Raw genomic sequence first — 23,599 nt, 5'->3', positions numbered from 1 at the left:
GTGAAGAGGGGGACACCGTTTCCGGTGTCCCCCTCGGGGCTGTCAGTCGCGGGCCGCTGTCAGATGCTCCGCGTGTTCCTGGAGCGAGCGGACGCCGACCTCGCCGCGGTTGAGGGCGTCGATGCCCTGGACCGCGGCGGCGAGCGCCTGGACCGTCGTCAGGCACGGCACGGAGCGCGCCACGGCGGCCGTACGGATGTCGTAGCCGTCGAGCCGGCCGCCGGTGCCGTACGGCGTGTTGACGATGAGGTCGACCTCACCGTCGTGGATCAGCTGGACGATGGTCTTCTCGCCGTTCGGTCCGGTGCCCTCGGACTGCTTGCGCACCACGGTGGCGTTGATGCCGTTGCGCTTGAGGACCTCGGCGGTGCCGGAGGTGGCGAACAGTTCGAAGCCGTGGGCGACGAGCTCACGCGCGGGGAAGATCATCGAGCGCTTGTCGCGGTTGGCGACGGAGATGAAGGCACGGCCCCTGGTGGGCAGCGGCCCGTAGGCGCCCGCCTGCGACTTGGCGTACGCGGTGCCGAAGACGGAGTCGATGCCCATGACCTCGCCGGTGGAGCGCATCTCCGGGCCGAGGACCGTGTCGACGCCGCGGCCGTGGATGTCGCGGAAGCGCGACCAGGGCAGCACGGCCTCCTTGACGGAGATCGGCGCGTCGAGCGGGATGTCGCCGCCGTCGCCCCGGGCCGGGAGCAGGCCCTCCGCGCGGAGCCCGGCGACGGTCGCGCCGAGCGAGATCCGGGCGGCCGCCTTGGCCAGCGGCACCGCGGTCGCCTTCGAGGTGAAGGGGACGGTGCGCGAGGCGCGCGGGTTGGCCTCCAGGACATAGAGGATGTCGCCGGACAGCGCGAACTGGATGTTGATCAGGCCGCGCACCCCGACGCCGCGGGCGATGGCCTCCGTGGAGGCGCGCAGCCGCTTGATGTCGAAGCCGCCCAGGGTGATCGGGGGCAGGGCGCACGCGGAGTCACCGGAGTGGATGCCGGCCTCCTCGATGTGCTCCATGACACCGCCCAGGTAGAGCTCCTCGCCGTCGTAGAGCGCGTCGACGTCGATCTCGATGGCGTCGTCGAGGAACCGGTCGACCAGCACCGGCCGGGAGGGGCTGATCTCGGTCGACTCGGCGATGTAGGACGCGAGGCGGGCCTCGTCGTAGACGATCTCCATGCCGCGGCCGCCGAGCACGTAGGACGGGCGGACGAGGACCGGGTAGCCGATCTCGTCGGCGATGGCCCTGGCCTCGGTGAAGGTGGTGGCGGTGCCGTGCTTGGGGGCCGGCAGGCCGGCCTCCTTGAGAACCTGGCCGAAGGCGCCCCGGTCCTCGGCCGCGTGGATGGCCTCGGGGGACGTGCCGACGACCGGTACGCCGTTGTCCTTGAGGGCCTGGGCCAGGCCCAGCGGGGTCTGGCCGCCGAGCTGGACGATCACGCCCGCCACCGGTCCGGCCTGCTGCTCCGCGTGGACGATCTCCAGGACGTCCTCCAGGGTGAGCGGCTCGAAGTACAGCCGGTCGGAGGTGTCGTAGTCGGTGGAGACGGTCTCCGGGTTGCAGTTGACCATCACGGTCTCGTACCCGGCGCCGCTCAGCGCGAAGGAGGCGTGGACGCAGGAGTAGTCGAACTCGATGCCCTGGCCGATGCGGTTCGGGCCGGAGCCCAGGATGATCACCGCGGGCTTCTCGCGCGGGGCGACCTCGGTCTCCTCGTCGTAGGAGGAGTAGAAGTACGGCGTGTTCGCGGCGAACTCGGCGGCGCAGGTGTCGACGGTCTTGTAGACCGGGCGGATGCCGAGGGCGTGCCGGACCTCGCGGACGACGTCCTCACGCAGGCCGCGGATCTCCCCGACCTGCTGGTCGGAGAAGCCGTGCCGCTTGGCCTCGGCGAGCAGCCCGGTGGTCAGCTCGGGTGCTTCGGACAGCTCGTCGGCGATCTCCTTGATGAGGAAGAGCTGGTCGACGAACCAGGGGTCGATCCTCGTGGCGTCGAAGACCTCCTGGGGGGTGGCGCCCGCGCGGATGGCCTGCATGGCGGCGTTGATGCGGCCGTCGGTCGGGCGGGCGGCCTCCTCCAGCAGTTCGGCCTTGCCGCCGGGCTCGCCGACGAAGGCGAACTGGCTGCCCTTCTTCTCCAGCGAGCGCAGCGCCTTCTGGAACGCCTCGGTGAAGTTGCGGCCGATGGCCATGGCCTCGCCGACCGACTTCATCGTGGTGGTGAGGGTGGAGTCGGCGCCCGGGAACTTCTCGAAGGCGAACCGCGGTGCCTTGACGACCACGTAGTCGAGGGTCGGTTCGAAGGAGGCCGGGGTCTCCTTCGTGATGTCGTTGGGGATCTCGTCGAGGGTGTAGCCGACGGCGAGCTTGGCGGCGATCTTGGCGATCGGGAAACCGGTCGCCTTGGAGGCCAGCGCCGAGGAGCGCGACACGCGCGGGTTCATCTCGATGACGATCACCCGGCCGTCCTCCGGGTTCACCGCGAACTGGATGTTGCAGCCGCCGGTGTCCACGCCGACCTCGCGGATGACGGCGATGCCGATGTCCCGCAGGATCTGGTACTCGCGGTCGGTCAGGGTCATCGCGGGGGCGACGGTGATGGAGTCGCCGGTGTGCACGCCCATGGGGTCGAAGTTCTCGATGGAGCAGACGACCACGACGTTGTCGTGCTTGTCGCGCATCAGCTCCAGCTCGTACTCCTTCCAGCCGAGGATGGACTCCTCGAGGAGCACCTCGGTGGTCGGTGAGAGGGTGAGCCCCTGTCCGGCGATGCGGCGCAGCTCGTCCTCGTCGTGGGCGAAGCCGGAGCCGGCGCCGCCCATGGTGAAGGAGGGACGGACCACGACCGGGTAGCCGCCGAGTTCGTCGACGCCGGCCAGGACCTCGTCCATGGTGTGACAGATGACCGAACGGGCGGACTCGCCGTGTCCGATCTTCCCGCGGACGGCCTCCACGACCTCCTTGAACAGGTCGCGGTCCTCGCCCTTGTTGATGGCCTCCACGTTGGCGCCGATCAGCTCGACGCCGTACTTGTCCAGGACCCCGTTCTCGGCCAGCGAGATCGCGGTGTTCAGGGCCGTCTGGCCGCCCAGGGTGGGGAGCAGGGCGTCCGGCTGCTCCTTGGCGATGATCTTCTCGACGAACTCGGGGGTGATCGGCTCGACGTAGGTGGCATCGGCGATCTCCGGGTCGGTCATGATCGTCGCCGGGTTGGAGTTGACCAGGACGACCCGCAGGCCCTCGGCCTTCAGCACCCGGCACGCCTGGGTGCCGGAGTAGTCGAACTCGGCGGCCTGGCCGATGACGATCGGGCCGGAGCCGATGACCAGGACGGACTGGATATCGGTGCGCTTAGGCACGCTGGCCCTCCATCAGGGAAACGAAGCGGTCGAACAGGTGGGCGGCGTCGTGCGGGCCCGCTGCCGCTTCCGGGTGGTACTGGACGCTGAAGGCCGGCTTGTCGAGCAGCCGGAGCCCTTCCACCACGTTGTCGTTGAGGCAGACGTGGGACACCTCGGCGCGGCCGAACGGGGTGTCGGAGACCTTGTCGAGGGGGGCGTCGACGGCGAAGCCGTGGTTGTGCGCGGTGACCTCGACCTTGCCTGTGGTGCGGTCCTGGACCGGCTGGTTGATGCCGCGGTGGCCGTACTTCAGCTTGTAGGTGCCGAAGCCGAGGGCGCGGCCGAGGATCTGGTTGCCGAAGCAGATCCCGAACAGCGGGGTGCCGCGCTCCAGGACGGACCGCATCACGGAGACGGGGTGGTCGGCGGTGGCGGGGTCACCGGGTCCGTTGGAGAAGAACACGCCGTCGGGGTTCACGGCGTGGACGTCGTCGGCGGTCGCGGTGGCGGGCAGGACATGCACCTCGATACCGCGCTCGGCCATCCGGTGCGGGGTCATGCCCTTGATACCGAGGTCGATGGCGGCGACGGTGAACCGTTTCTCGCCGACGGCGGGGACGACGTACGGCTCGGTGGTGGCGACCTCGGCGGCGAGGTCGGCGCCCTTCATCTCGGGCGCTTCCCGGACCCCGGCCAGCAGTGCGGCGTCGTCGCGTACGGCGTCGCCGCTGAAGATGCCGACGCGCATGGCGCCCCGCTCGCGCAGGTGCCGGGTGAGGGCGCGGGTGTCGATGCCGCTGATGCCGACGACGCCCTGGGCGGCGAGTTCCTCGTCCAGGGAGCGGCGGGAGCGCCAGTTGGACGGCACGCGCGCGGGGTCGCGCACGACGTAGCCGGCGACCCAGATCCGCCGGGACTCGGGGTCCTCGTCGTTGACGCCGGTGTTGCCGACGTGCGGGGCGGTCATGACCACGACCTGGCGGTGGTAGGACGGGTCGGTGAGGGTCTCCTGGTAGCCGGTCATGGCGGTGGAGAACACCGCTTCGCCGAAGGTCTCCCCCACCGCCCCGTAGGCGCGGCCGCGGAAGATCCGGCCGTCCTCCAGGACGAGTACGGCGGGAACCACCTCCTCACGAGAGGTGGTTCCCCGGGTGGAGGTTGTCATCGTTCGGCGCCTTCCGTCGTGACGTTTGTGAAGATCGTCTTGCTCATGGAGTTGATGGTCTCGACCCACGCGGTGTGCTCGGCCGCCCGGTCGAGGCGGAAACCGGAGTCGATCAGCCGCTCGCCGTGCGCCCAGGTGACGACCAGCAGCCCGCCCTCGGTGAGCACCTTGCCGGCGATGCCTTTGTCGAGCCGGGCCCCGCGCAGCGCGTCGGCCGGGACGAAGAGGTCGCCGGCTCCGGGGCGTACGGCGTCCAGGCCCGCGTCGGTGAGGGTGACCTCCGCGCGGCTACGGGTGCCCAGGCCGTGCGCCACGATGCGGTCGAGCCACTGACCGGCGGTGGTGGAGCCGTGGTAGCGGCCGCTCGCGCTCAGTTTCGCCGGGCCGGGAGCGGCCGGGGCCGTGGGCAGTTCGGGCAGGTCGCCCTGGAGGGTGCCGCGCCACTTCCAGCCCTCGCGCATCAGCCAGTAGACGAGCGCGACGAGGAGGGCGAGTCCGACCACCCAGCCGATCCGGGCGGCCCAGTCGGTCACTTCCGCCGATTCCTTCTCGGCGGCCAGCAGGATTACAGGTGTCACGTGAGTTTCCCGTCGGTGAGCGTGGCCGTGCCCCGGAGCCAGGTGTGGGTGACACGGCCCGGCAGCTCGCGGCCCTCGTACGGGGTGTTGCGGCTGCGCGAGGCGAAGCCCGCGGGGTTCACGGAACCACGGTATGCCGTGTCGACGAGCGTGAGGTTGGCGGGCTCGCCTGCCGAGACGGGCCGGCCGTGGCCCTCGGCCCGTCCGATGCGCGCGGGAGCGAAGGACATCCGGTCCGCGACCCCGGCCCAGTCCAGCAGACCCGTGTCCACCATGGTCTCCTGGACCACCGACAGCGCGGTCTCCAGGCCTACCATTCCCATGGCCGCGGCGGCCCACTCGCAGTCCTTGTCCTCGTGCGGATGCGGGGCGTGGTCGGTGGCGACGATGTCGATGGTGCCGTCGGCGAGCGCCTCGCGCAGCGCGCGGACGTCCCGCTCGGTGCGCAGCGGCGGGTTGACCTTGTAGACCGGGTTGTACGAGCGCACCAGATCGTCGGTGAGGAGCAGGTGGTGCGGGGTGACCTCGGCGGTGACGTCGATGCCGCGGGACTTGGCCCAGCGGACGATCTCGACGCTGCCCGCGGTCGACAGGTGGCAGATGTGGACGCGGGAGCCGACGTGCTCGGCGAGCAGTACGTCCCGGGCGATGATCGACTCCTCGGCGACGGCCGGCCAGCCGCCCAGGCCCAGCTCGGCGGAGACGACACCCTCGTTCATCTGGGCGCCCTCGGTCAGTCGGGGCTCCTGGGCGTGCTGGGCGACGACCCCGTCGAAGGCCTTCACGTACTCCAGGGCGCGCCGCATGATCACGGCGTCGTGGACGCACTTGCCGTCGTCGGAGAAGACGGTGACGCCGGCCGCGGACTCGTGCATGGCGCCCAGTTCGGCGAGCGTGCTGCCCTCCAGGCCGACGGTGACGGCGCCGACGGGACGTACGTCGCAGTAGCCGTGCTCCTTGCCGAGCCGCCAGACCTGCTCGACGACGCCGGCGGTGTCGGCGACGGGGAAGGTGTTGGCCATGGCGAACACTGCGGTGTACCCTCCGCTCGCCGCCGCGCGGGTGCCGGTCAGCACGGTCTCGGAGTCCTCGCGGCCGGGCTCGCGCAGATGGGTGTGCAGGTCGACCAGGCCGGGCAGCAGCACCTTGCCGTGGGCCTCGACGATGGTCACCTCCTGCGCGCTTCCGGCACGGCCGGCACCCTCGGCGCCCAGTCCGGTGCCGACGGCCGCGACGGTCCCGCCGTCGATCAGCACGTCCTGCGGATCGCCGCCGAGCACCTTCGCACCGCGGATCAGGGTCTTGCTCATCGTGTTACTTCTCCTCCGTGGTGCGGGCGGGTGTGACGGCGGGTTCGTTGCCCCCGAGTAGCAGGTACAGGACGGCCATCCGGATGGAGACCCCGTTGGTGACCTGCTCGACGACGGTGCAGCGCTCGGAGTCGGCCACCTCGGCGGTGATCTCCATCCCACGGACCATGGGGCCGGGGTGCATCACGATCGCGTGCCCGGGCATCCGCCGCATGCGCTCGCCGTCGAGGCCGTAGCGCCGTGAGTACTCGCGCTCGGTCGGGAAGAACGCGGCCTTCATGCGCTCGCGCTGCACGCGCAGCATCATCACGGCGTCGGACTTGGGCAGGGTGCGGTCGAGGTCGTAGGAGACCTCGCAGGGCCAGGCCTCGACGCCGACCGGCAGCAGGGTCGGCGGGGCGACGAGGGTGACCTCTGCGCCGAGGGTGTGCAGCAGGTCGACGTTGGAGCGGGCGACCCGGCTGTGCAGGACGTCGCCGACGAGCGTGATGCGCCGGCCGGAGAGGTCCTGGCCGATTCCGGCGTCCCGGCCGACGAGCCGGCGCCGCATGGTGAAGGCGTCGAGCAGTGCCTGGGTGGGGTGCTGGTGGGTGCCGTCGCCGGCGTTGATGACGTGCGCGTCGATCCAGCCGGAGGTGGCCAGCCGGTACGGGGCCCCGGAGGCGCCGTGCCGGATGACGACGGCGTCGACCCCCATGGCCTCCAGGGTCTGGGCGGTGTCCTTGAGGGACTCGCCCTTGGAGACGCTGGAGCCCTTGGCGGTGAAGTTGATGACGTCCGCGGACAGCCGCTTCTCGGCTGCCTCGAAGGAGATCCGGGTCCGGGTGGAGTCCTCGAAGAAGAGGTTGACGACGGTCCGGCCGCGCAGGGTCGGCAGTTTCTTGATCGGCCGGTCGGCGACCCTGGCCATCTCCTCGGCGGTGTCGAGGATCAGGACGGCGTCGTCGCGGGTGAGGTCGGCGGCCGAGATGAGATGACGCTGCATCTGTCAGGCTCCGTAAGGCGGTTCAATAGGAAGAACGGGAGAATCCGGGCAGGCGTGCGCATGGTGGCGCACCGGGCCGGCGTACGCGTGCGGCGCGCGCCCGGATCGCTACGGGGAGGGCTGCTTGGCGCCGAGCAGTACGGTGTCGCGACCGTCCTCCTCGGCGAGCAGGACCTTGACCGTCTCCCGCAACGACGTGGGGAGGTTCTTGCCGACGTAGTCGGCGCGGATGGGCAGTTCGCGATGGCCGCGGTCGACGAGGACGGCGAGCTGCACCGCGCGCGGGCGCCCGATGTCGTTCAGCGCGTCGAGGGCGGCGCGGATGGTGCGCCCGGAGAAGAGCACGTCGTCGACCAGGACAACCAGGCGGCCGTCGATGCCGTCGCCGGGGATCTCGGTGCGGGCCAGTGCGCGCGGGGGGTGCATGCGCAGGTCGTCGCGGTACATGGTGATGTCGAGCGAGCCGACCGGGACCTTGCGCTCGGTGACCTGCTCGAGCTTGACGGCGAGCCGCTGGGCGAGGAAGACGCCCCGGGTCGGAATGCCGAGGAGCACCACGTCGTCGGCGCCCTTGGCGCGCTCGACGATCTCGTGGGCGATGCGGGTCAGTACCCGTGCGATGTCGGGGCCCTCGAGAACGGGCCGCGCATCGGAGTGCGTGTCCATGTGAACGGACCTCCTTCTCCGCCTCACGGGACGGATCTTAAAGGACGTCGGGTGTACGGCGGCCACGCTACCAGGCGGGGAGCGACACCCCCGAGTCCCCCTCCCGCGGGCGCCGGTCACCTCATCGGCGCAACGGTTCCCGCCGGCCCTGGAAGAGTCGGTGTGGACCATTCGGCTTGACGGGCGAGAGTAACTCTGCGTAACATCACAGTGAGTTACCAGCCGCGCGGCCCGGAAACCATGCCGGCCGCGTCGACACAGTGCCGGGGAGCTATATGTCCAGCGAATATGCCAAACAGCTCGGGGCCAAGCTCCGCGCGATCCGCACCCAGCAGGGCCTTTCCCTCCACGGTGTCGAGGAGAAGTCCCAGGGCCGCTGGAAGGCGGTCGTGGTCGGTTCGTACGAGCGCGGCGACCGCGCAGTGACCGTGCAGCGTCTCGCCGAGCTGGCGGACTTCTACGGCGTTCCGGTGCAGGAACTGCTTCCGGGTACTACGCCGGGCGGTGCCGCCGAGCCTCCGCCGAAGCTGGTCCTCGACCTGGAGCGGCTGGCCACGGTGCCGCCGGAGAAGGCCGGCCCGCTGCAGCGGTACGCGGCGACGATCCAGTCCCAGCGCGGCGACTACAACGGCAAGGTGCTCTCGATCCGCCAGGACGACCTGCGCACGCTCGCCGTGATCTACGACCAGTCGCCCTCGGTTCTCACCGAGCAGCTGATCAGCTGGGGCGTACTGGACGCGGACGCGCGCCGCGCGGTCGCCTCGCACGACGAGGGCTGATCGCACCACCACCCGGGCAGCCCCGAGCAGAAACGTACCGCCGGGGTGGCCCGGCCTGCAGAGGCCGGGCCACCCCGGCGGCGTTTGTCCGGCAGCCGTTCTCCGGCCCCAGGATGCAGCCAGGGCCCCGGACGGGCCCGTGCTGCCCCGGGGGGGAAAGCCCTGGACATGCCGGAGGGGCCCGGAGCGCATTCACCTTCCCGTGATCCGGGTCAGATTTTCTCCCGCCGACTGCCGCCATTGCCCCGCACTGCGAGACTGCGTCAGCTCACCCAAGGCCGAGCGCAGGGAACTCACTCTGCGGCAGCACGACAAGCACCAGGCCCTTCAACGCACCCGCGCTCTCCAGCAGACCGATGACCGATGACCGGAAAGACCGCTACAAGGTCCGCGCCGGCGTCGAAGGCACCATCTCCCAAGGCGTCGGGCGCTGCGGCCTGCGCAGATCCCGCTACCGCGGCCTGGCGAAGACCAGCCTCCAGCACCAGCTGACCGGCGCCGCGATCAACCTCGCCCGCACTGACACCCACCTCACCGGACGACCACGAACCCGCACCCGCCACTTCGCAGCGCTTCGCCCCGCCGACCAAGTCGGCGGGGCGAAGCAACAAGACCCGAATCAACCAACAGCGTCCGCGACCGCTGCGGGCCCCTCCGGCGTGTCCGTGCCGGGTCACGGCCTGTGCGCCCTTGGCCGACGCCTGCTCAGACCCCGTCGCGGCGCAGCGAGGGCTTGAGTTCCTTGAACCGGCCGAGGAGGCCGTTGACGAACGAGGGCGACTCCTCCGTGGAGAACTCCTTCGCCAGCTGCACCATCTCGTCGAGCACGACGGCGTCCGGGGTCTCGTCGACCCAGACCAGCTCGTAGGCGCCGAGACGCAGGATGTTGCGGTCGACGACCGGCATGCGGTCCAGGGTCCAGCCGACCGAGTACTGCGCGATCAGCTCGTCGATGCGCGTCGCGTGCTGCGCGTACCCCTCGACCAGCTGCATCGTGTACTCGCTCACCGGCGGCTGCCGGGTGTCGGACCGGGAGTGCCGGACCCAGTCCGCGAGGACCGTCAGGACGTCGGCGCCGCGCTGGTCGCCCTCGAAGAGGATCTGGAAGGCGCGCTTGCGGGCCGTGTTGCGGGCAGCCACGGTTAGCTGTTCACCCGGCCGAGGTAGTCGCTCGTACGGGTGTCGACCTTGATCTTCTCACCGGTGGTGATGAAGAGCGGGACCTGGATCTGGTGCCCGGTCTCCAGTGTGGCCGGCTTGGTACCGCCGGTGGAGCGGTCGCCCTGGACTCCCGGCTCGGTCTCGGCGATGGTCAGCTCGACGGCGGCCGGAAGCTCGACGAAGAGCACCTCGCCCTCGTGCTGCGCGACGGTGGCCCCGAACCCCTCGATGAGGAAGTTGGCGGCGTCGCCGACGGCCTTGCGGTCGACGTGCAGCTGGTCATAGGTCTCCATGTCCATGAAGACGAAGTAGTCGCCGTCCATGTAGGAGAACTGCATGTCCCGCTTGTCGACGGTGGCCGTTTCGACCTTCACACCGGCGTTGAAGGTCTTGTCGACGGTCTTGCCGGAGAGCACGTTCTTGAGCTTGGTGCGCACGAAAGCCGGGCCCTTGCCGGGCTTGACGTGCTGGAACTCGACGACGGACCAGAGCTGGCCACCGTCGAGCTTGAGCACCATGCCGTTCTTGAGGTCGTTCGTGGAAGCCACGTTGCGCAATCTCCTGGACTGACGTGAGACGACCCGGGGCCGGCACTCGGCGCGAAGCTAGAGCGCCAGCAGTTCCTTGGTCGTGATGGTGAGTAGCTCGGGTCCGCCGTCCGCCTCGGGGCGTACGACGAGCGTGTCATCGATCCGGACACCGCCCCGGCCCGGGAGGTGGACCCCCGGTTCGACGGTGACCGGCACACAAGCCTCCAGTTTACCCATGGCCCCGGGGGTCAATTGCGGGTCCTCGTCGATTTCGAGTCCGACCCCGTGTCCGGTGAGCGCCGGAAGGGCCGCGGCGTACCCCGCGCTGTCCAGCACCTGGCGGGCCGCACGGTCCACGTCACAGCAGGCGGCGCCCGGTACGAGGGACTCCCGGCCGGCCCGCTGAGCGGTGAAGACGAGGTCGTAAAGTTCGATCTGCCAGTCCGCGGGAGCGGTGCCGATGACAAACGTACGTCCGATCTCACATCGGTACCCGCGGTAGGTGGCGCCGAGACAGACGGAGAGGAAGTCGCCCTCCTCCACCCGCCGGTCGGTGGGCCGGTGACCGGGCCGCCCGGCGTTCGGGCCGGTGGCGACCGAGGTGGCGAAGGCGGGACCGTCGGCGCCGTGGTCGACCAGGCGGCGCTCCAGTTCCAGTGCGAGATGGCGTTCGGTGCGGCCGACGAGGATGGACTCCAGCAGCTCGCCGAGGGCCTGGTCGGCGATCTCCGCGCCGATGCGCAGACAGGAGATCTCCTCCTCGTCCTTGACCACACGGAGCTGTTCGACGGCGCTGCCGACGCCCGCCAGGCGCAGTCCGGGGGCGGCCGAGCGGAGGGCGCGGTGCCGGGTCACGGTGAGGTGGTGCTCCTCGACGGCGAGGGAGTCGGCGCCCCCGGTGGCGGCGAGCCCGGCGGCCGCGACGGCGGAATCACCACCGGAGCCGGGCACGACGTGCACCCGCAGCGCCTCGTCGGGCCGGGTCTGCGGGGAACGGTCGTCGGGCGGGCCGACGCACAGCAGGAGGTCCTCGGCGGGGCCCAGCAGCAGCGCGGCGCCTTCGGGAGCTGCGCCCGTGAGATAGCGCACATTGGCGGGCCGGGTGACCAGCGCCGCCGCGCTGCCTCCCGCGTTGCAGCTTTCCCTCAGCCGCCTCCGGCGGAGCGCGTACACCTCAGACATGTCACGAGCCTATGAGCGGTGGCCGAGAACCGCCGGTCGAGAGGTCCGAGTGGGCGGCGGTGTGCAGCGCCTGCGGCAGTGTCCCGGGCAGGCCCGGGCGGTCCGACGGCCCTGCGTGCGCTCCAGGCGCTTGTGGCCCGCCGGGCCGCTGCGGCCGTGTCCGGCGAAAGCGGTCGGCATGCCGGCCGGTCGCACGGCTCCGGCTGCCCGGTGCAGGGCGGCCGGGCAGCGCACCTGTCGTGCCGGGGCGGTCGCCGCCGGTGGCTCACCAGGACGGCGGGCTGGCGATGGACCTGGCGAGGACGTCGTCCAGGACGGCGGCCGTTTCCGGTATGCCGAGCTGGGAGTTGTCGATGATCGGGAGGCCCGAGCCGTACCAGCCGGCCATGCGGCCGTGGATGCGGGCGACCTCCTCGTCGTCGAGGCGGCGGTTGCCGGACCGCTCGGCATTGCGTTCCAGGACGATGTCCAGACCGGGCAGCAGCACGACCGGCAGCAGGCCCGGCCCCACATGCCGTTTCCAGCCGCCCAGGCCGACGACCGGTCGGTCGGGGAAGACGGCGTCGTCGAGGATGCAGGAGATCCCGTTGGCGAGGAAGTTGCGCGCGGCGAAGCCGCAGGTGCGTCGGGCCAGGCGGTACTGCGCCTCCGAGTGGTCGTTCCACCCGGTCTGCGGGTCGGCGAAGCCGGACCGCACCCACTCGCGTACGTCGTCCAGGCTGATGTGCGCGGTCGGTACCCGGCGGTGGTCCGCCCAGTACTTGGCGACGCTGGTCTTCCCGGCGCCCGCGGGGCCTATGAGCAGGACCGCGAGGGTCGTACCGGCCGGGTCGGGGGCCGCGGGTGCCTGCGGGACGCTGGGTATGGCGACGGGGCCGCCCGGCGGCAGCGGCACGTGCCCGGTGGTGTCCGGCGGCTGATGCGGGGCGCCCGCGGGCCGCTGTGTGGGTCCGGGCGGGGGGGCGGGGTAGCCGGGAGCCGGCGGCGGCGCGGGCACCGGGACGGATCCCTGGCGCGGTCCCGGATGGTGTGCGGGCGGTGACCAGCCGTCGGCCGGTCCGTGCCCCGGCCGGTGGGGCGGTTGCAGCGGAGAACCCCCTGCGTGCTGCATCCGGTGCCACTCCGTCTCGGTCTGCTGGGCTCGGTTCACTCGCCGCAGGCGACAAGCACTGATGGCAGGGGGAATCCCCCCTGCTCTCCGACAGCCTAGAGCGTCGGAGCGGCTGTTCGAACGAGTACCGTCCCTGCCGTTGTCCGGTGAACGGCCGAAGGCGGCTTCGAGTGCCCTGACCGCCGGGCCGATTCACCGGTTGCCCGGCCGGGCAAGCCCCCTCGGGTGTTATTCCGCCACTTCCCCGTACGCGGCGAGTAGCACCGCCGGGTCCGGGCCCTCCAGCACGGTGGGCTTGGCGAGGCCGTCGAGGACGATGAAGCGCAGCAGGTCGCCGCGGGACTTCTTGTCGACCCTCATGTTCTCCAGCAGCCTGGGCCACTGGTCGTGGCGGTAGCGCAGGGGCAGCCCGACCGATTCGAGGACGGCGCGGTGCCGGTCGGCGGTGGCGTCGTCCAGCCGGCCGGCGAGCCGGCCGAGTTCGGCGGCGAAGTGCATGCCCACCGACACCGCCGCTCCGTGGCGCCATTTGTAGCGCTCGTTCTTCTCGATGGCGTGGCCGAGCGTGTGGCCGTAGTTGAGGATCTCCCGCCGGCCCGCCTCCTTGAGATCAGAGGAGACGACGTCGGCCTTGACCCGGATCGAGCGCTCGATGAGCTCGGCGGTGTGCGGGCCCGCCGGGGTGCGTGCGGCCTGCGGATCGGCCTCGATGAGATCGAGGATGACCGGGTCGGCGATGAAGCCGGCCTTGATGACCTCCGCCAGCCCGGAGACGTAGTCGTTGGTCTGGAGGGAGTCCAGGGCGGCGAGGTCACACAGGACCCCGGCGGGCGGGTGGAAGGCGCCCACCAGGTTCTTGCCCTCTGCGGTGTTGATGCCGGTCTTGCCCCCGACGGCCGCATCGACCATGGCCAGCACGGTGGTCGGCACCGCGATCCAGCGCACCCCGCGCAGCCAGGTGGCGGCCACGAACCCGGCCAGGTCGGTGCTGGCTCCGCCGCCCACGCCGACGATGACGTCGGTGCGGGTGAACCCGGACTGTCCGAGCGCCCTCCAGCAGTAGGCGGCGACCTCGGCGGTCTTGGCCTCCTCCGCGTTGGGTACCTGGATGGCGACGGCCTCATAGCCCTGGCCGGCAAGATCGGCGCGAAGCGCCTCGCCGGTCTCGGCCAGGGCCTCGGGGTGGACGACCGCGACCCGCTTGGCGTCGGTCCCGATCAGCCCGCCGAGCTCACCCAGGAGCTGCCGGCCCACCAGGACCTCGTACGGGTCGGTGCCCGCGGCGGGGCCGATGTGGATCCGCGTCACTGCCTCGCTGCTCATGCCTGCTTCAACTCCAGTGCGTCCAGGGTGGAGGCGGTGACCTCTTCGGGCGTACGGCCGTCCGTGGCCACGACGGCCGTGGCCACCTCCTCGTACAGATGGCGCCGGGCCTCCATCAGCTCGCGCCACTGCTTGCGCGGGTTGACGGCCAGCAGTGGCCGGGCGGCGTTGAGGCCGGTGCGCCTGACCGCCTCCTCGACGTCCATCGACAGATAGACGACCCGCCGTCCGGCGAGCAGCGCGCGCGTCCGTGCGTCGAGGACGGCACCGCCGCCCAGAGCGAGGACGCCCTCGTGCTCGGCGAGGGCGGCGCGTACCGCCTGCTTCTCGATCGCGCGGAAGGCGCTCTCGCCCTCGTCCACGAAGATCTCGGCGATGCTGCGGCCCCTGGCGGCGACGATGTCGTCGTCGGTGTCCCGGTAGCCGACGCCCAACCGCTCGGCAAGCAGCTGTCCGACGGTGGACTTGCCGACGCCCATCGGGCCGACCAGCACGATCAGCGGGGTCACCGGATGGCCAGGTTCTCGAGGTAGGACGTCACGTTGCGGCGGGTCTCGGTGACGCTGTCGCCGCCGAACTTCTCCGCGACCGCGTCCGCGAGGACCAGGGCGACCATGGCCTCGGCGACGATGCCGGCCGCCGGTACGGCGCACACGTCGGAGCGCTGGTGGTGGGCGGCGGTCTCCTCGCCGGTGACGACGTCCACGGTCTTCAGCGCCCGCGGCACGGTCGCGATCGGCTTCATCGCCGCCCGCACCCGCAGCAGTTCACCGGTGGTCAGGCCGCCCTCGGTGCCGCCGGAGCGGCCCGAGGAACGCCTGATGCCGTCGTCGGTGGCGACGATCTCGTCGTGCGCCTGGGAGCCGGGCACCCGCGCCAGGCCGAAGCCGTCGCCGACCTCCACGCCTTTGATCGCCTGGATGCCCATCAGGGCGCCGGCCAGCCGGGAGTCGAGACGCCGGTCCCAGTGCACGTGCGAGCCGAGTCCCACCGGTACGCCGTACGCCAGCACCTCGACCACCCCGCCGAGGGTGTCGCCGTCCTTGTGGGCCTGGTCGATCTCCGCCACCATCGCCTTCGACGCGTCGGCGTCCAGGCAGCGCACCGGGTCCTCGTCCAGCCGCTCCACGTCGTCCGGGGTCGGGTACACGCCGTAGGGGGCCTGGGCTGCCGCGAGCCCCACGACGTGGGAGACGACCTCGATGCCGGCCGTCTCCTTCAGGTACGAGCGTGCCACGGCGCCCAGTGCCACCCGGGCCGCGGTCTCCCGCGCGGAGGCCCGTTCCAGCACCGGGCGGGCCTCGTCGAAGCCGTACTTCTGCATGCCGGCGAGGTCGGCGTGGCCGGGGCGGGGGCGGGTCAGCGGGGCGTTGCGGGCGAGGCCGGCCAGCACCTCGGGGTCGACCGGGTCGGCCGCCATGACCTGTTCCCACTTCGGCCATTCGGTGTTGCCCACCATCACCGCGACCGGGGAGCCGAGGGTGAGGCCGTGCCGGACACCACCGAGGAAGGTGACCTCGTCCCGCTCGAACTTCATCCGGGCACCGCGTCCGTAGCCCAGCCGCCGCCTCGCGAGATGGTCCGCCACCATGTCCGTGGTGATCGGCACGCCGGCGGGAAGACCCTCCAGCGTCGCGACGAGTGCGGGACCGTGGGACTCCCCCGCGGTCAGCCAGCGCAACCTGCTCAACGGTGCTCCTCCATGCTCGCGCCCGGTACTGCCCTGCGCACGCGTCGTCGCGTACGGCTACGGCGCGACGGGGTGCGCGGCCCCGGCCCGCCACGTCCGATCCTCCCACGTCCGGGCGGCGTGTCCGGTCGCCGGTCCATCAGTCGGACGAGCACCGCCGGGGCGGCAGGACCGCCGGGGCGTCAGGCGCGGCCGTCGCCCGGGCGGTGCTGCCCGGGGGCGTGGGCCCCGAGGAAGCCGGCGCCGCTCTGTCCCGCCGTGACCTGCGCGGTGACGTGCGGTGCGGGCTGAGCGGACCGCGGCGCGTACTGGCCCAGGTGGTCGGCTTTGCCGCTCTGTCCGACTCTGTTGCTCAATTGCGGAGAGTGACGCCGGCCCCTCGACGGGGCGCGTGGAACGGGCCTCGCGAGGAGGCGGTCCGGCCCCTCTCGGATGCGGTGCGTGACCATCCCTCGAATTGAGCAGCAGAGTCCTGTCCGACTCTGCCGCGCAATTACCCGGCGTGATGACGCCGTGCCGATACGGCCTTCAGAGCGCGTCGCGGATGCAGGCAGGCCGGGCGCGGCCGAGCCCTGAAAGCACGGCACGTGATCGCTCGCCGAATTGAGCAGCGGAGTCCTGTCCGTGCGGGGCCGCCACGTGGACCGGCCGGCCGGCACGGGTGGCACGCCGGTGGGCGGTCCGGCGCTTGGTCCTGACGGCCCGGGACACGACGACGAGAACGACCAGGGCCAGCACCGTGATCTGCACCCGGTCGGGCAGAAAGCCCGGTACGGACTCGAAGATCCGAGTCTTCCAGGACACCAGTGGCGTGCCTGCGGACATGAACGCGTGTCCCTCCCCCGGCTCCGTCCCCTGCGGAACCGGACGGGACCCTATCGGGCCGCGAGCGCCCGCTCCCCCGCTTTCCGCACGGCGTCCAGCGGGGCCGGTGAGCGCCCCGTCATCTGCTCGACCTGGAGCACCGCCTGGTGCACCAGCAGGTCGAGCCCGCCGACCACCGCGCCGCCGTACGACGACCAGCGGGCCGCGAGAACGGTCGGCCAGGGATCGTAGAGGACGTCGAAGAGAGCCGCCGGACGTTCGGGAACGGCTCGGGCGAGGGTGTCGGTGACGCCCGCCGGGGTCGTAGCGACCACCAGTGGTGCGTGCAGGGCCTGCTCGGCGTCGTCCCAGTCGGCGATGCGCACCGCCACGTCCAGGCGCTCGGCCCACTGCCGTATCTCGGCGCCGCGGGCCTCACTGCGGACGTAGACGGCGACCTCGCCCGTGCAGATCCTCGCGAGCGCGGCGAGCGCGGACGACGCGGTGGCTCCGGCGCCGAGGATCGCGGCGGTGTCCACCTTGTCGATGCCGTGCTCACGCAGGGCGGCGACCATGCCGGGGATGTCGGTGTTGTCACCCGTCCGGCGACCGTCCTCGGTGAGGACAACGGTGTTGACCGCGTCGACCGAGGCCGCGGTCCCGCTGATGCTGTCCAGCAGCGGGATCACGGCCCGCTTCAGCGGCATGGTCAACGACAGGCCGGCCCAGTCGCTCCCGAGTTCCTCGAAGAAGCCCGGCAGGGCCTGCTCGTCGACGTCGAAGCGGTCGTACGTCCAGTCCTCCAGCCCCAGTTCCGCGTACGCTGCGCGGTGCAGCACCGGGGAGAGGGAGTGGGCGATCGGGGAACCGAGGACGGCGGCACGGCGGGGTACGGCCATCAGTTGCCCCTCGATGCGTTCCACTTCTCGACCAGCTTCGCGTGCTCGGCGTTGGTCTTGGTGAACTCGCTGGTCTTGCCGTCGAGCGAGATGAAGTAGTACCAGCCGTCGTCCGTCGGGTTGAGCGCGCCTTTGATGGCGTCCTCGCCGGGGTTGCTGATCGGTCCGGGCGGCAGGCCCTTGTAGAAGTACGTGTTGTACGGGTTGTCGTAGTTCCGGAGCTCGCTGATCGTCAGGTCGAGCTTGCTCTGGTTCTTGACGTAGTTGTAGGTGGAGTCGAACTCCAGCATGCCGTTGGTCTCGGTGTTGCCCGGCTTGAGCCGGTTGTAGATGACCTCGGACATCCTGCGGAAGTCGCTGTGGCTGGTGCCCTCGGCCTGGACGAGGCTCGCCACGGTGACCAGCTGCCACGGGTCCTCGAGACCGAGACTCTCGGCCTTCTCCACGACGCCGAGCTTCTCGTAGGTCGCGGTGGCCTGCCCGACCATGGATTTCAGCACGTCCTCGGGCGTCTGCCCCTCGGCCGCACCGTAACTGGACGGGAAGAGGAATCCCTCCAGCGGGTCCTTGACGTCCTCGTTGTTCACCGCCCAGTCGGGCAGGCCGAGCTTCTCCCAGTCCTCCTTGGCGACCTTGGCGGTGGTCCCCTCGTCGATCTTGAGGCGCTGGTCGATGAGCTGGTAGATCGCGGCGTTGCGCCGGCCCTCGGCGATGATCAGGTTGTCGCGGCTCTCGGGGCTGAGCATCATCTCGACCGCGCTGGCGGCCGACATCTCCCGCTCGAGGGTGTAGACGCCGTCCTGGATGGTGGCGCCCTGCGGGTTGCCCGCCTGGGCCGCGACGAAGGCGTCGACGCTCTTGACCACGCCTTCCTTCTTGAGTACCTGGCCGATGGCGTACCCGCCCGCACCCTTGGGGATCGTGACGGTCACCTGCTCGCCGTTGCCCTCGCCCGCGAAGTCCGGGGCGCTGGCGAAACGATCCTTGACGAACTGCCAGCCGACATAGCTCACACCGGCCACACCGCCGCCGATGACCAGCACCACCACCAGGCAGGCGCACCCGCCGCGCTGCTTCTTGCCCTTGGCTCCCTTGCCACCCCTTGCGCCTCTCCCCCGGCGGTCGCCGCGGCCGCCGGGCTCGTCGTCCCCGTCCCCGTCCCCGTCGTCGCCCGAGAAGAAGGCGTGTTCGCCCTGGTCCGGCCCCGGGTCCCAGTCGGTCCGCGGCTCCGGTTCCGCGTCCTGCTCAGGCTGCCGGCCGGGCTCGGTGTTGCGACGGGCCGGGGGCTCCGGCGGCGGATAGGCGTCGGGGGTCGCGTAGTAGTCGGACTGCTGGGCGCCGTACGCCCCGCCCTGCTGCCCGTACGGGTCCGTGGGGTCGGCCGCGTACGGGTCCTGGGGGTGGGGCTGGGCACCGGTCTGCCAGCCGCCCGTGTCGTACTGCTGCTGGTCCGGATGCGGCTGGTCCCCGTGCTGGTGGGAGTGGTGGACCTGCTGGGGGGCGTACTGCTGGTCGTACTGCTGCTGGTGCCCCTGCTGCTGGTCGTACTGCGCGTACGGCTGCTGTCCGTACCCGCCCTGCTGCCCGGCGGTGCCCCATTCGCCGTACTGCTGCTGCTGCGGATAGTGCTGCGCCTGGCCGTCGTAAGGGGTCTGCTGACCTTGCTGGGTCTGCTGCCCTGCCCATCCGCCGTCCCCGTACAACGGGTCGTCCGGATGCCACGGTTCGGAGCCTCGGCCCCGGCCATACTCAGTCATCGATCCCCTAGAGCCGCGAGGCGGCGGTCACGCGGCTGTGGGGGTTGCCGGCGTCCGTTCCGCCTCTCTTTCGCGGCGGCTGTTCGAACACCACCGCATCGCGCGGAACGTTACCGTACCGCGATCAGCTCACCACTTCGACGCCCTCACCGGGTGGGTTGCCTGACACCCGTTCGGATTCGAGGGCCTGCTGGAGAATGATCACAGCGGCGGCCTGGTCGATGACGGAGCGTCCCTTCCTGGACTTCACTCCGGAGGCCCGCAGCCCCTGGCTCGCCGCCACCGTCGTCAGGCGCTCGTCGACGAGCCGCACCGGCACCGGTGCGATCCCACGGGCCAGTTCCCGGGCGAAGCCGCGGACCTTGGCCGCGGCGGGGCCCTCACCCCCCTTGAGGGAGCGGGGAAGGCCGACGACGACCTCGATCGGCTCGTACTCCTCCACGAGCTGACGAAGGCGCCGGCGGGCCGCCGGGACATCCCGGCCGGGGACGGTCTCCACCGGGGTGGCGAGGATCCCGTCGGGGTCGCACGAGGCGACCCCGATCCGGGCGTCCCCGACGTCGATCGCGAGCCGGCGGCCACGGCGCATCGCCGGGCCGTCCGACGGACCGGGCATCGGGTCGCTCACTTGGCCGTGTCCGCCACGAGCCGCTCGACGGCGTCGACGGCGTCGCCGACGGCGGCTGCGTTCTGGCCGCCGCCCTGGGCGACGTCCGGCTTGCCGCCACCGCCGCCGCCGAGGGTCTTGGCAGCCGCGCGAACCAGGTCGCCGGCCTTGAGACCGCGCTCGCGGGCGGCCTCGTTGGTGGCGATGACGGTGAGGGGCTTGCCGCCCACGGTGGTGAACAGGGCGACGACGGCGGCCCGGCCTCCCTGGATCCGGCCGCGTACGTCGAGGACCAGCTTGCGCAGGTCGTCGGCGGTGGTGCCGTCCGGGACCCGGCCGGTCACCAGGGCGACGCCGTGCACGTCCTTGGCGGACTCGGCAAGGCCTCCGGCGGCCTGGAGCACCTTCTCGGCACGGAACTTCTCGATCTCCTTCTCGGCGTCCTTGAGCTTGCCGAGCATGGCGGAGACCTTCTCCGGAAGCTCCTCCGGGCGGCCCTTGATCAGCTCCTGGAGCTGGGCGACGACTGTGTGCTCGCGGGCGAGGAAGTTGTAGGCGTCCACACCGACCAGGGCCTCGATACGGCGCACACCGGAGCCGATGGAGGACTCGCCGAGCAGCTTGACCAGGCCGAGCTGGGCGGTGTTGTGCACGTGGGTGCCGCCGCACAGCTCCTTGGAGAAGTCGCCGATGGTCACCACGCGCACGCGCTCGCCGTACTTCTCGCCGAACTCGGCGATGGCACCCTGTTTCCTGGCCTCGTCGATGCCCATGACGTCGGCACGCACGTCCAGATCACGGGCGAGCACCTCGTTGATCTTCTGCTCGACGTCGGTCATCACGGCCGTCGGCACGGCGGACGGCGAGCCGAAGTCGAAGCGGAAGCGGCCGGGCTGGTTCTCGGAACCGGCCTGGGCAGCCGTCGGGCCGAGGGCGTCGCGCAGTGCCTGGTGGGTGAGGTGGGTGGCCGAGTGGGCGCGGGCGATGGCCGTGCGGCGGCGCTCGTCGACGGAGGCGTGGGCCTTGGCACCGAGGGTGACCTCGCCGACCTGGACGACGCCCTTGTGGACGTACACGCCCGGGACCGGCTTCTGGCAGTCACGGACCTCGATGACGGCGCCGGAGTCGGCCCTGATCCGCCCGGTGTCGCCGATCTGGCCGCCGCCCTCGGCGTAGAACGGGGTGCGGTCGAGGACGATCTCCACCTCGTCGCCCTCGGCGGCGGCCGGTGAGGAGACGCCGTCGACCAGGATGCCCACGACGGTGGACTCGCCCTCGGTGGCGGTGTAGCCGGTGAAGTCGGTGACACCGGCCCGGTCGGCGATCTCGCGGTAGGCCCCGAGGTCGGCGTGGCCGGTCTTCTTGGCCCGCGCGTCGGCCTTGGCCCGCTCCCGCTGCTCCTTCATGAGCCGGCGGAAGCTGTCCTCGTCCACGGACAGCCCCTGCTCGGCGGCCATCTCCAGGGTGAGGTCGATCGGGAAACCCCAGGTGTCGTGGAGCAGGAAGGCCCGGTCGCCGGAGAGGACCGTGCCACCGGACTGCTTGGTCTCGGTGACGGCGGTGTCGAGGATGTTGGTGCCGGCCTTCAGCGTCTTGAGGAAGGCGTTCTCCTCGGCGACGGCGACCTTCTCGATCCGCTCGCGGTCGGTGATCAGCTCGGGGTACTGCTGCCCCATCATGCCGATGACGACGTCGACCAGGTCCTCGACGACCGGGCCGGTGGCGCCGAGCAGGCGCATGGTGCGGATGGCACGGCGCATGATGCGGCGCAGCACGTAGCCGCGGCCCTCGTTGCCCGGGGTGACGCCGTCACCGATGAGCATGACCGAGGTGCGCATGTGGTCGGTGACCACGCGCAGCGAGACGTCCGAGTCCTGGGCATCGCCGTAGCGGACCCCGGTCAGGTCGGTGGCCTTGTCGACGACGGCCATGGAGGTGTCGATCTCGTACAGGTTCTGCACGCCCTGCAGAATCATGGCAAGCCGCTCGAGGCCGAGACCGGTGTCGATGTTCTGGCTCGGCAGGTCGCCGAGGATCGGATAGTCCTTGCCCGCCCCTTCGCCCCGCTCGTACTGCATGAAGACGAGGTTCCAGATCTCCACGTACCGCTCGTCGTTGACGGCGGGGCCGCCCTCGGCGCCGAACTCGGGGCCGCGGTCGTAGTTGATCTCGGAGCAGGGACCGCAGGGCCCGGGGACGCCCATGTCCCAGTAGTTGTCCTTCTTGCCCAGGCGCTGGATGCGCTCGGCGGGCACGCCGACGACGTCGCGCCAGATACGCCCGGCCTCGTCGTCGTCCTTGTAGACGGTGATCCACAGGCGCTCGGGGTCAAGGCCGTAGCCGCCCTTGTCCTGGGGGCTGGTGAGCAGCTCCCAGGCCAGCTTGACGGCGCCTTCCTTGAAGTAGTCGCCGAAGGAGAAGTTGCCGCACATCTGGAAGAAGGTGCCGTGCCGGGTGGTCTTGCCGACCTCTTCGATGTCCGGCGTGCGGACGCACTTCTGGACGCTGGTGGCGCGCGCGAAGGGCGGCTTCACCTCGCCCAGGAAGTAGGGCTTGAAGGGCACCATGCCGGCCGGGACGAGGAGCAGAGTCGGGTCGTCCGCGATGAGCGACGCCGAAGGGACGACGGTGTGCCCGCGCTCCTCGAAGAAGCTCAGCCAGCGGCGGCGGATCTCGGCCGACTCCATCAGTGGTCCTCATTCCGGTTGTACGGGCTCGTCGGGTACGCCGAGCCCTCGGCGTACCGTGGGCTGCTCTTCGGGCTGTTGCGGTTCTCGAGGACGGCGTACCGGCCGGAGCGCGGCAGTTCCCGGTCTGCCGGGGCGTCGAGGCCGAGGGCGTCGCCCAGTTCGGCCTCGCGCCGGGCCATGTTGTCGCGGACGTCGAGGGCGAAGTCCACCGCCCGGTCCTTGATGCGGCCGCCGGCCTCGATCGCCTTGTTCGCCGCGGTCGCGGCGAGGCTCTCGGGCGTCAGCTGCCTCAGTTTCCGGTTGACCTTGGTGGTGGCCCACACACCTGTGGCGACGCCGGTGGTGAACCAGAACGTACGGCGGAACATCGCTGGGTCAGTCCTTCTTTCCCCGGGTACGCCTGGCCCGCCGCGTGCCCGGGACGGTGCGGCCCACGATCACGGTGCGGCCCGGCGCCTTCGCGGGCTCGGTCCTGTCGGACGCCGGCCTGGCGGACGCGTCCTCCTTGCGGCCGCTGACGGCCCGGCGCACGCCGTAGCCGAAAGCGGCGACCTTGACCAACGGGCCCCCGAAGGTGGAGGCGACGGTGGTCGACAGGGCGGAGGCGTTGGAGGTGACCTCCTGGACGTCGGAGGCGATCGCGTCGACCCGCTCGATCTGGGTCTGTGCGGAGCGCACCGCGGTGGAGGCGTCGGCCAGCAGCGGAACGGCCTGGTCGGTCACGTCCGCCACGAGCCTGGTGGTGGCCCGGAGCGTCTGGGCCAGCCTCGCCAGCGCAACGGCGAGGAAGGAGACCAGGATCGCCCAGAACACGGCCACCAGGATTCCGGCCACCTCTCCACCGGACACTGTGCGCACCTGCTCCCTGAGAAACATGCCTGAACATCGAGAGAATCGTGGACCGAGCCTATCGCGCCGCCGGCGGGACTCCGTACCGGATTACCGCCCGGCGCGGGAGCGCTGCCCGGCCGGGCCGAGGCGGTCCGCCGGGCTCTGCACGGGGCCGGGAGGCGGAGCCGTGGCGGGCCG

22 protein-coding genes and 1 pseudogene are annotated in these 23,599 nt (G+C 71.2%); 2 read left to right on the top strand and 21 right to left on the bottom strand.

What is annotated here, in order from left to right:
* Positions 1 to 42 precede the first annotated feature (42 nt).
* The 6 genes from carB to pyrR all read right to left on the bottom strand — a co-directional run bounded on the left by carB (position 43) and on the right by pyrR (position 8,037).
* Positions 43 to 3,351, bottom strand: coding sequence for a carbamoyl-phosphate synthase large subunit (gene carB / locus HUV60_RS28805; RefSeq protein ID WP_257851619.1), 3,309 nt, complete (start codon positions 3,349 to 3,351; stop codon positions 43 to 45).
* Positions 3,344 to 4,498: a glutamine-hydrolyzing carbamoyl-phosphate synthase small subunit gene (gene carA / locus HUV60_RS28800; RefSeq protein WP_257851621.1), complete on the bottom strand. Its 1,155-nt coding sequence runs from the start codon at positions 4,496 to 4,498 to the stop codon at positions 3,344 to 3,346. The genes carB and carA overlap by 8 nt, the downstream gene beginning before the upstream one ends.
* Positions 4,495 to 5,076 carry a PH-like domain-containing protein gene (locus HUV60_RS28795; RefSeq protein WP_257851622.1) on the bottom strand — a complete coding sequence of 194 codons (582 nt, stop codon included), beginning with the start codon at positions 5,074 to 5,076 and terminating at the stop codon, positions 4,495 to 4,497. Before HUV60_RS28795 ends, carA begins: the two co-directional genes overlap by 4 nt.
* On the bottom strand, positions 5,073 to 6,386 hold the full coding sequence (locus tag HUV60_RS28790; protein ID WP_257851623.1) for a dihydroorotase: 1,314 nt from the start codon (positions 6,384 to 6,386) through the stop codon (positions 5,073 to 5,075). The genes HUV60_RS28795 and HUV60_RS28790 overlap by 4 nt, the downstream gene beginning before the upstream one ends.
* A gap of 4 nt (positions 6,387 to 6,390) precedes the next feature.
* Entirely contained in the window at positions 6,391 to 7,371 is a 981-nt protein-coding gene (locus tag HUV60_RS28785; protein ID WP_257851624.1) for an aspartate carbamoyltransferase catalytic subunit, read from the bottom strand.
* A gap of 108 nt (positions 7,372 to 7,479) precedes the next feature.
* Positions 7,480 to 8,037: a bifunctional pyr operon transcriptional regulator/uracil phosphoribosyltransferase PyrR gene (gene pyrR, locus HUV60_RS28780; RefSeq protein ID WP_257851629.1), complete on the bottom strand. Its 558-nt coding sequence runs from the start codon at positions 8,035 to 8,037 to the stop codon at positions 7,480 to 7,482.
* A gap of 275 nt (positions 8,038 to 8,312) precedes the next feature.
* Here pyrR and bldD point away from each other — a divergent pair, with 275 nt between their 5' ends.
* On the top strand, positions 8,313 to 8,816 hold the full coding sequence (gene bldD, locus HUV60_RS28775) for a transcriptional regulator BldD (RefSeq protein ID WP_042174065.1): 504 nt from the start codon (positions 8,313 to 8,315) through the stop codon (positions 8,814 to 8,816).
* Positions 8,817 to 9,012: 196 nt separating this feature from the next.
* Positions 9,013 to 9,403: pseudogene (locus HUV60_RS28770) on the top strand (transposase); the annotation flags it as partial.
* 118 nt (positions 9,404 to 9,521) lie between these two features.
* Here the strand turns inward: HUV60_RS28770 and nusB are convergent.
* The 15 genes from nusB to HUV60_RS28695 form a co-directional block, all read right to left on the bottom strand.
* Positions 9,522 to 9,956: a transcription antitermination factor NusB gene (gene nusB / locus HUV60_RS28765; protein WP_257850079.1), complete on the bottom strand. Its 435-nt coding sequence runs from the start codon at positions 9,954 to 9,956 to the stop codon at positions 9,522 to 9,524.
* Between the two features lie 2 nt (positions 9,957 to 9,958).
* Entirely contained in the window at positions 9,959 to 10,525 is a 567-nt protein-coding gene (gene efp / locus HUV60_RS28760; protein WP_257850078.1) for an elongation factor P, read from the bottom strand.
* A 57-nt stretch (positions 10,526 to 10,582) separates the two neighbouring features.
* Entirely contained in the window at positions 10,583 to 11,689 is a 1,107-nt protein-coding gene (locus HUV60_RS28755; protein WP_257850077.1) for an aminopeptidase P family protein, read from the bottom strand.
* A 265-nt stretch (positions 11,690 to 11,954) separates the two neighbouring features.
* Positions 11,955 to 12,800, bottom strand: a complete 846-nt coding sequence (locus tag HUV60_RS28750) for an ATP-binding protein (protein WP_257850076.1) — start codon at positions 12,798 to 12,800, stop codon at positions 11,955 to 11,957.
* Between the two features lie 228 nt (positions 12,801 to 13,028).
* Positions 13,029 to 14,123, bottom strand: coding sequence for a 3-dehydroquinate synthase (gene aroB / locus HUV60_RS28745; protein WP_257850075.1), 1,095 nt, complete (start codon positions 14,121 to 14,123; stop codon positions 13,029 to 13,031).
* A complete protein-coding gene (locus tag HUV60_RS28740; protein ID WP_257850305.1) occupies positions 14,120 to 14,602 on the bottom strand; it encodes a shikimate kinase in 483 nt (160 codons plus the stop codon). Before HUV60_RS28740 ends, aroB begins: the two co-directional genes overlap by 4 nt.
* Positions 14,603 to 14,628: 26 nt before the next feature.
* A complete protein-coding gene (gene aroC, locus HUV60_RS28735) occupies positions 14,629 to 15,813 on the bottom strand; it encodes a chorismate synthase (protein ID WP_257850074.1) in 1,185 nt (394 codons plus the stop codon).
* A 182-nt stretch (positions 15,814 to 15,995) separates the two neighbouring features.
* Positions 15,996 to 16,169 (bottom strand): hypothetical protein, encoded by a 174-nt coding sequence (locus HUV60_RS28730; protein ID WP_257850073.1) that lies wholly within the window; start codon positions 16,167 to 16,169, stop codon positions 15,996 to 15,998.
* Positions 16,170 to 16,341: 172 nt separating this feature from the next.
* Complete coding sequence (locus tag HUV60_RS28725; protein ID WP_257850072.1) at positions 16,342 to 16,638, bottom strand: hypothetical protein; 297 nt, start codon at positions 16,636 to 16,638, stop codon at positions 16,342 to 16,344.
* A 50-nt stretch (positions 16,639 to 16,688) separates the two neighbouring features.
* Complete coding sequence (locus HUV60_RS28720) at positions 16,689 to 17,516, bottom strand: shikimate dehydrogenase (RefSeq protein ID WP_257850071.1); 828 nt, start codon at positions 17,514 to 17,516, stop codon at positions 16,689 to 16,691.
* Positions 17,516 to 19,273: an endolytic transglycosylase MltG gene (gene mltG / locus HUV60_RS28715; protein WP_257850070.1), complete on the bottom strand. Its 1,758-nt coding sequence runs from the start codon at positions 19,271 to 19,273 to the stop codon at positions 17,516 to 17,518. The genes HUV60_RS28720 and mltG overlap by 1 nt, the downstream gene beginning before the upstream one ends.
* Before the next feature lie 124 nt (positions 19,274 to 19,397).
* On the bottom strand, positions 19,398 to 19,862 hold the full coding sequence (gene ruvX / locus HUV60_RS28710) for a Holliday junction resolvase RuvX (protein ID WP_443047552.1): 465 nt from the start codon (positions 19,860 to 19,862) through the stop codon (positions 19,398 to 19,400).
* A gap of 35 nt (positions 19,863 to 19,897) precedes the next feature.
* Complete coding sequence (alaS, locus tag HUV60_RS28705; RefSeq protein WP_257850069.1) at positions 19,898 to 22,567, bottom strand: alanine--tRNA ligase; 2,670 nt, start codon at positions 22,565 to 22,567, stop codon at positions 19,898 to 19,900.
* Positions 22,567 to 22,938, bottom strand: a complete 372-nt coding sequence (locus tag HUV60_RS28700; RefSeq protein WP_257850068.1) for a hypothetical protein — start codon at positions 22,936 to 22,938, stop codon at positions 22,567 to 22,569. Before HUV60_RS28700 ends, alaS begins: the two co-directional genes overlap by 1 nt.
* Before the next feature lie 7 nt (positions 22,939 to 22,945).
* Positions 22,946 to 23,419 (bottom strand): DUF948 domain-containing protein, encoded by a 474-nt coding sequence (locus HUV60_RS28695; protein ID WP_257850067.1) that lies wholly within the window; start codon positions 23,417 to 23,419, stop codon positions 22,946 to 22,948.
* Positions 23,420 to 23,599: the final 180 nt, after the last annotated feature.

The organism is Streptomyces sp. KMM 9044, assembly GCF_024701375.2.
Taxonomy (GTDB): Bacteria; Actinomycetota; Actinomycetes; order Streptomycetales; family Streptomycetaceae; genus Streptomyces.
The sequence above is the reverse complement of the archived record's forward strand: the minus strand, read 5'-3'. Positions and strand labels throughout refer to the sequence as shown.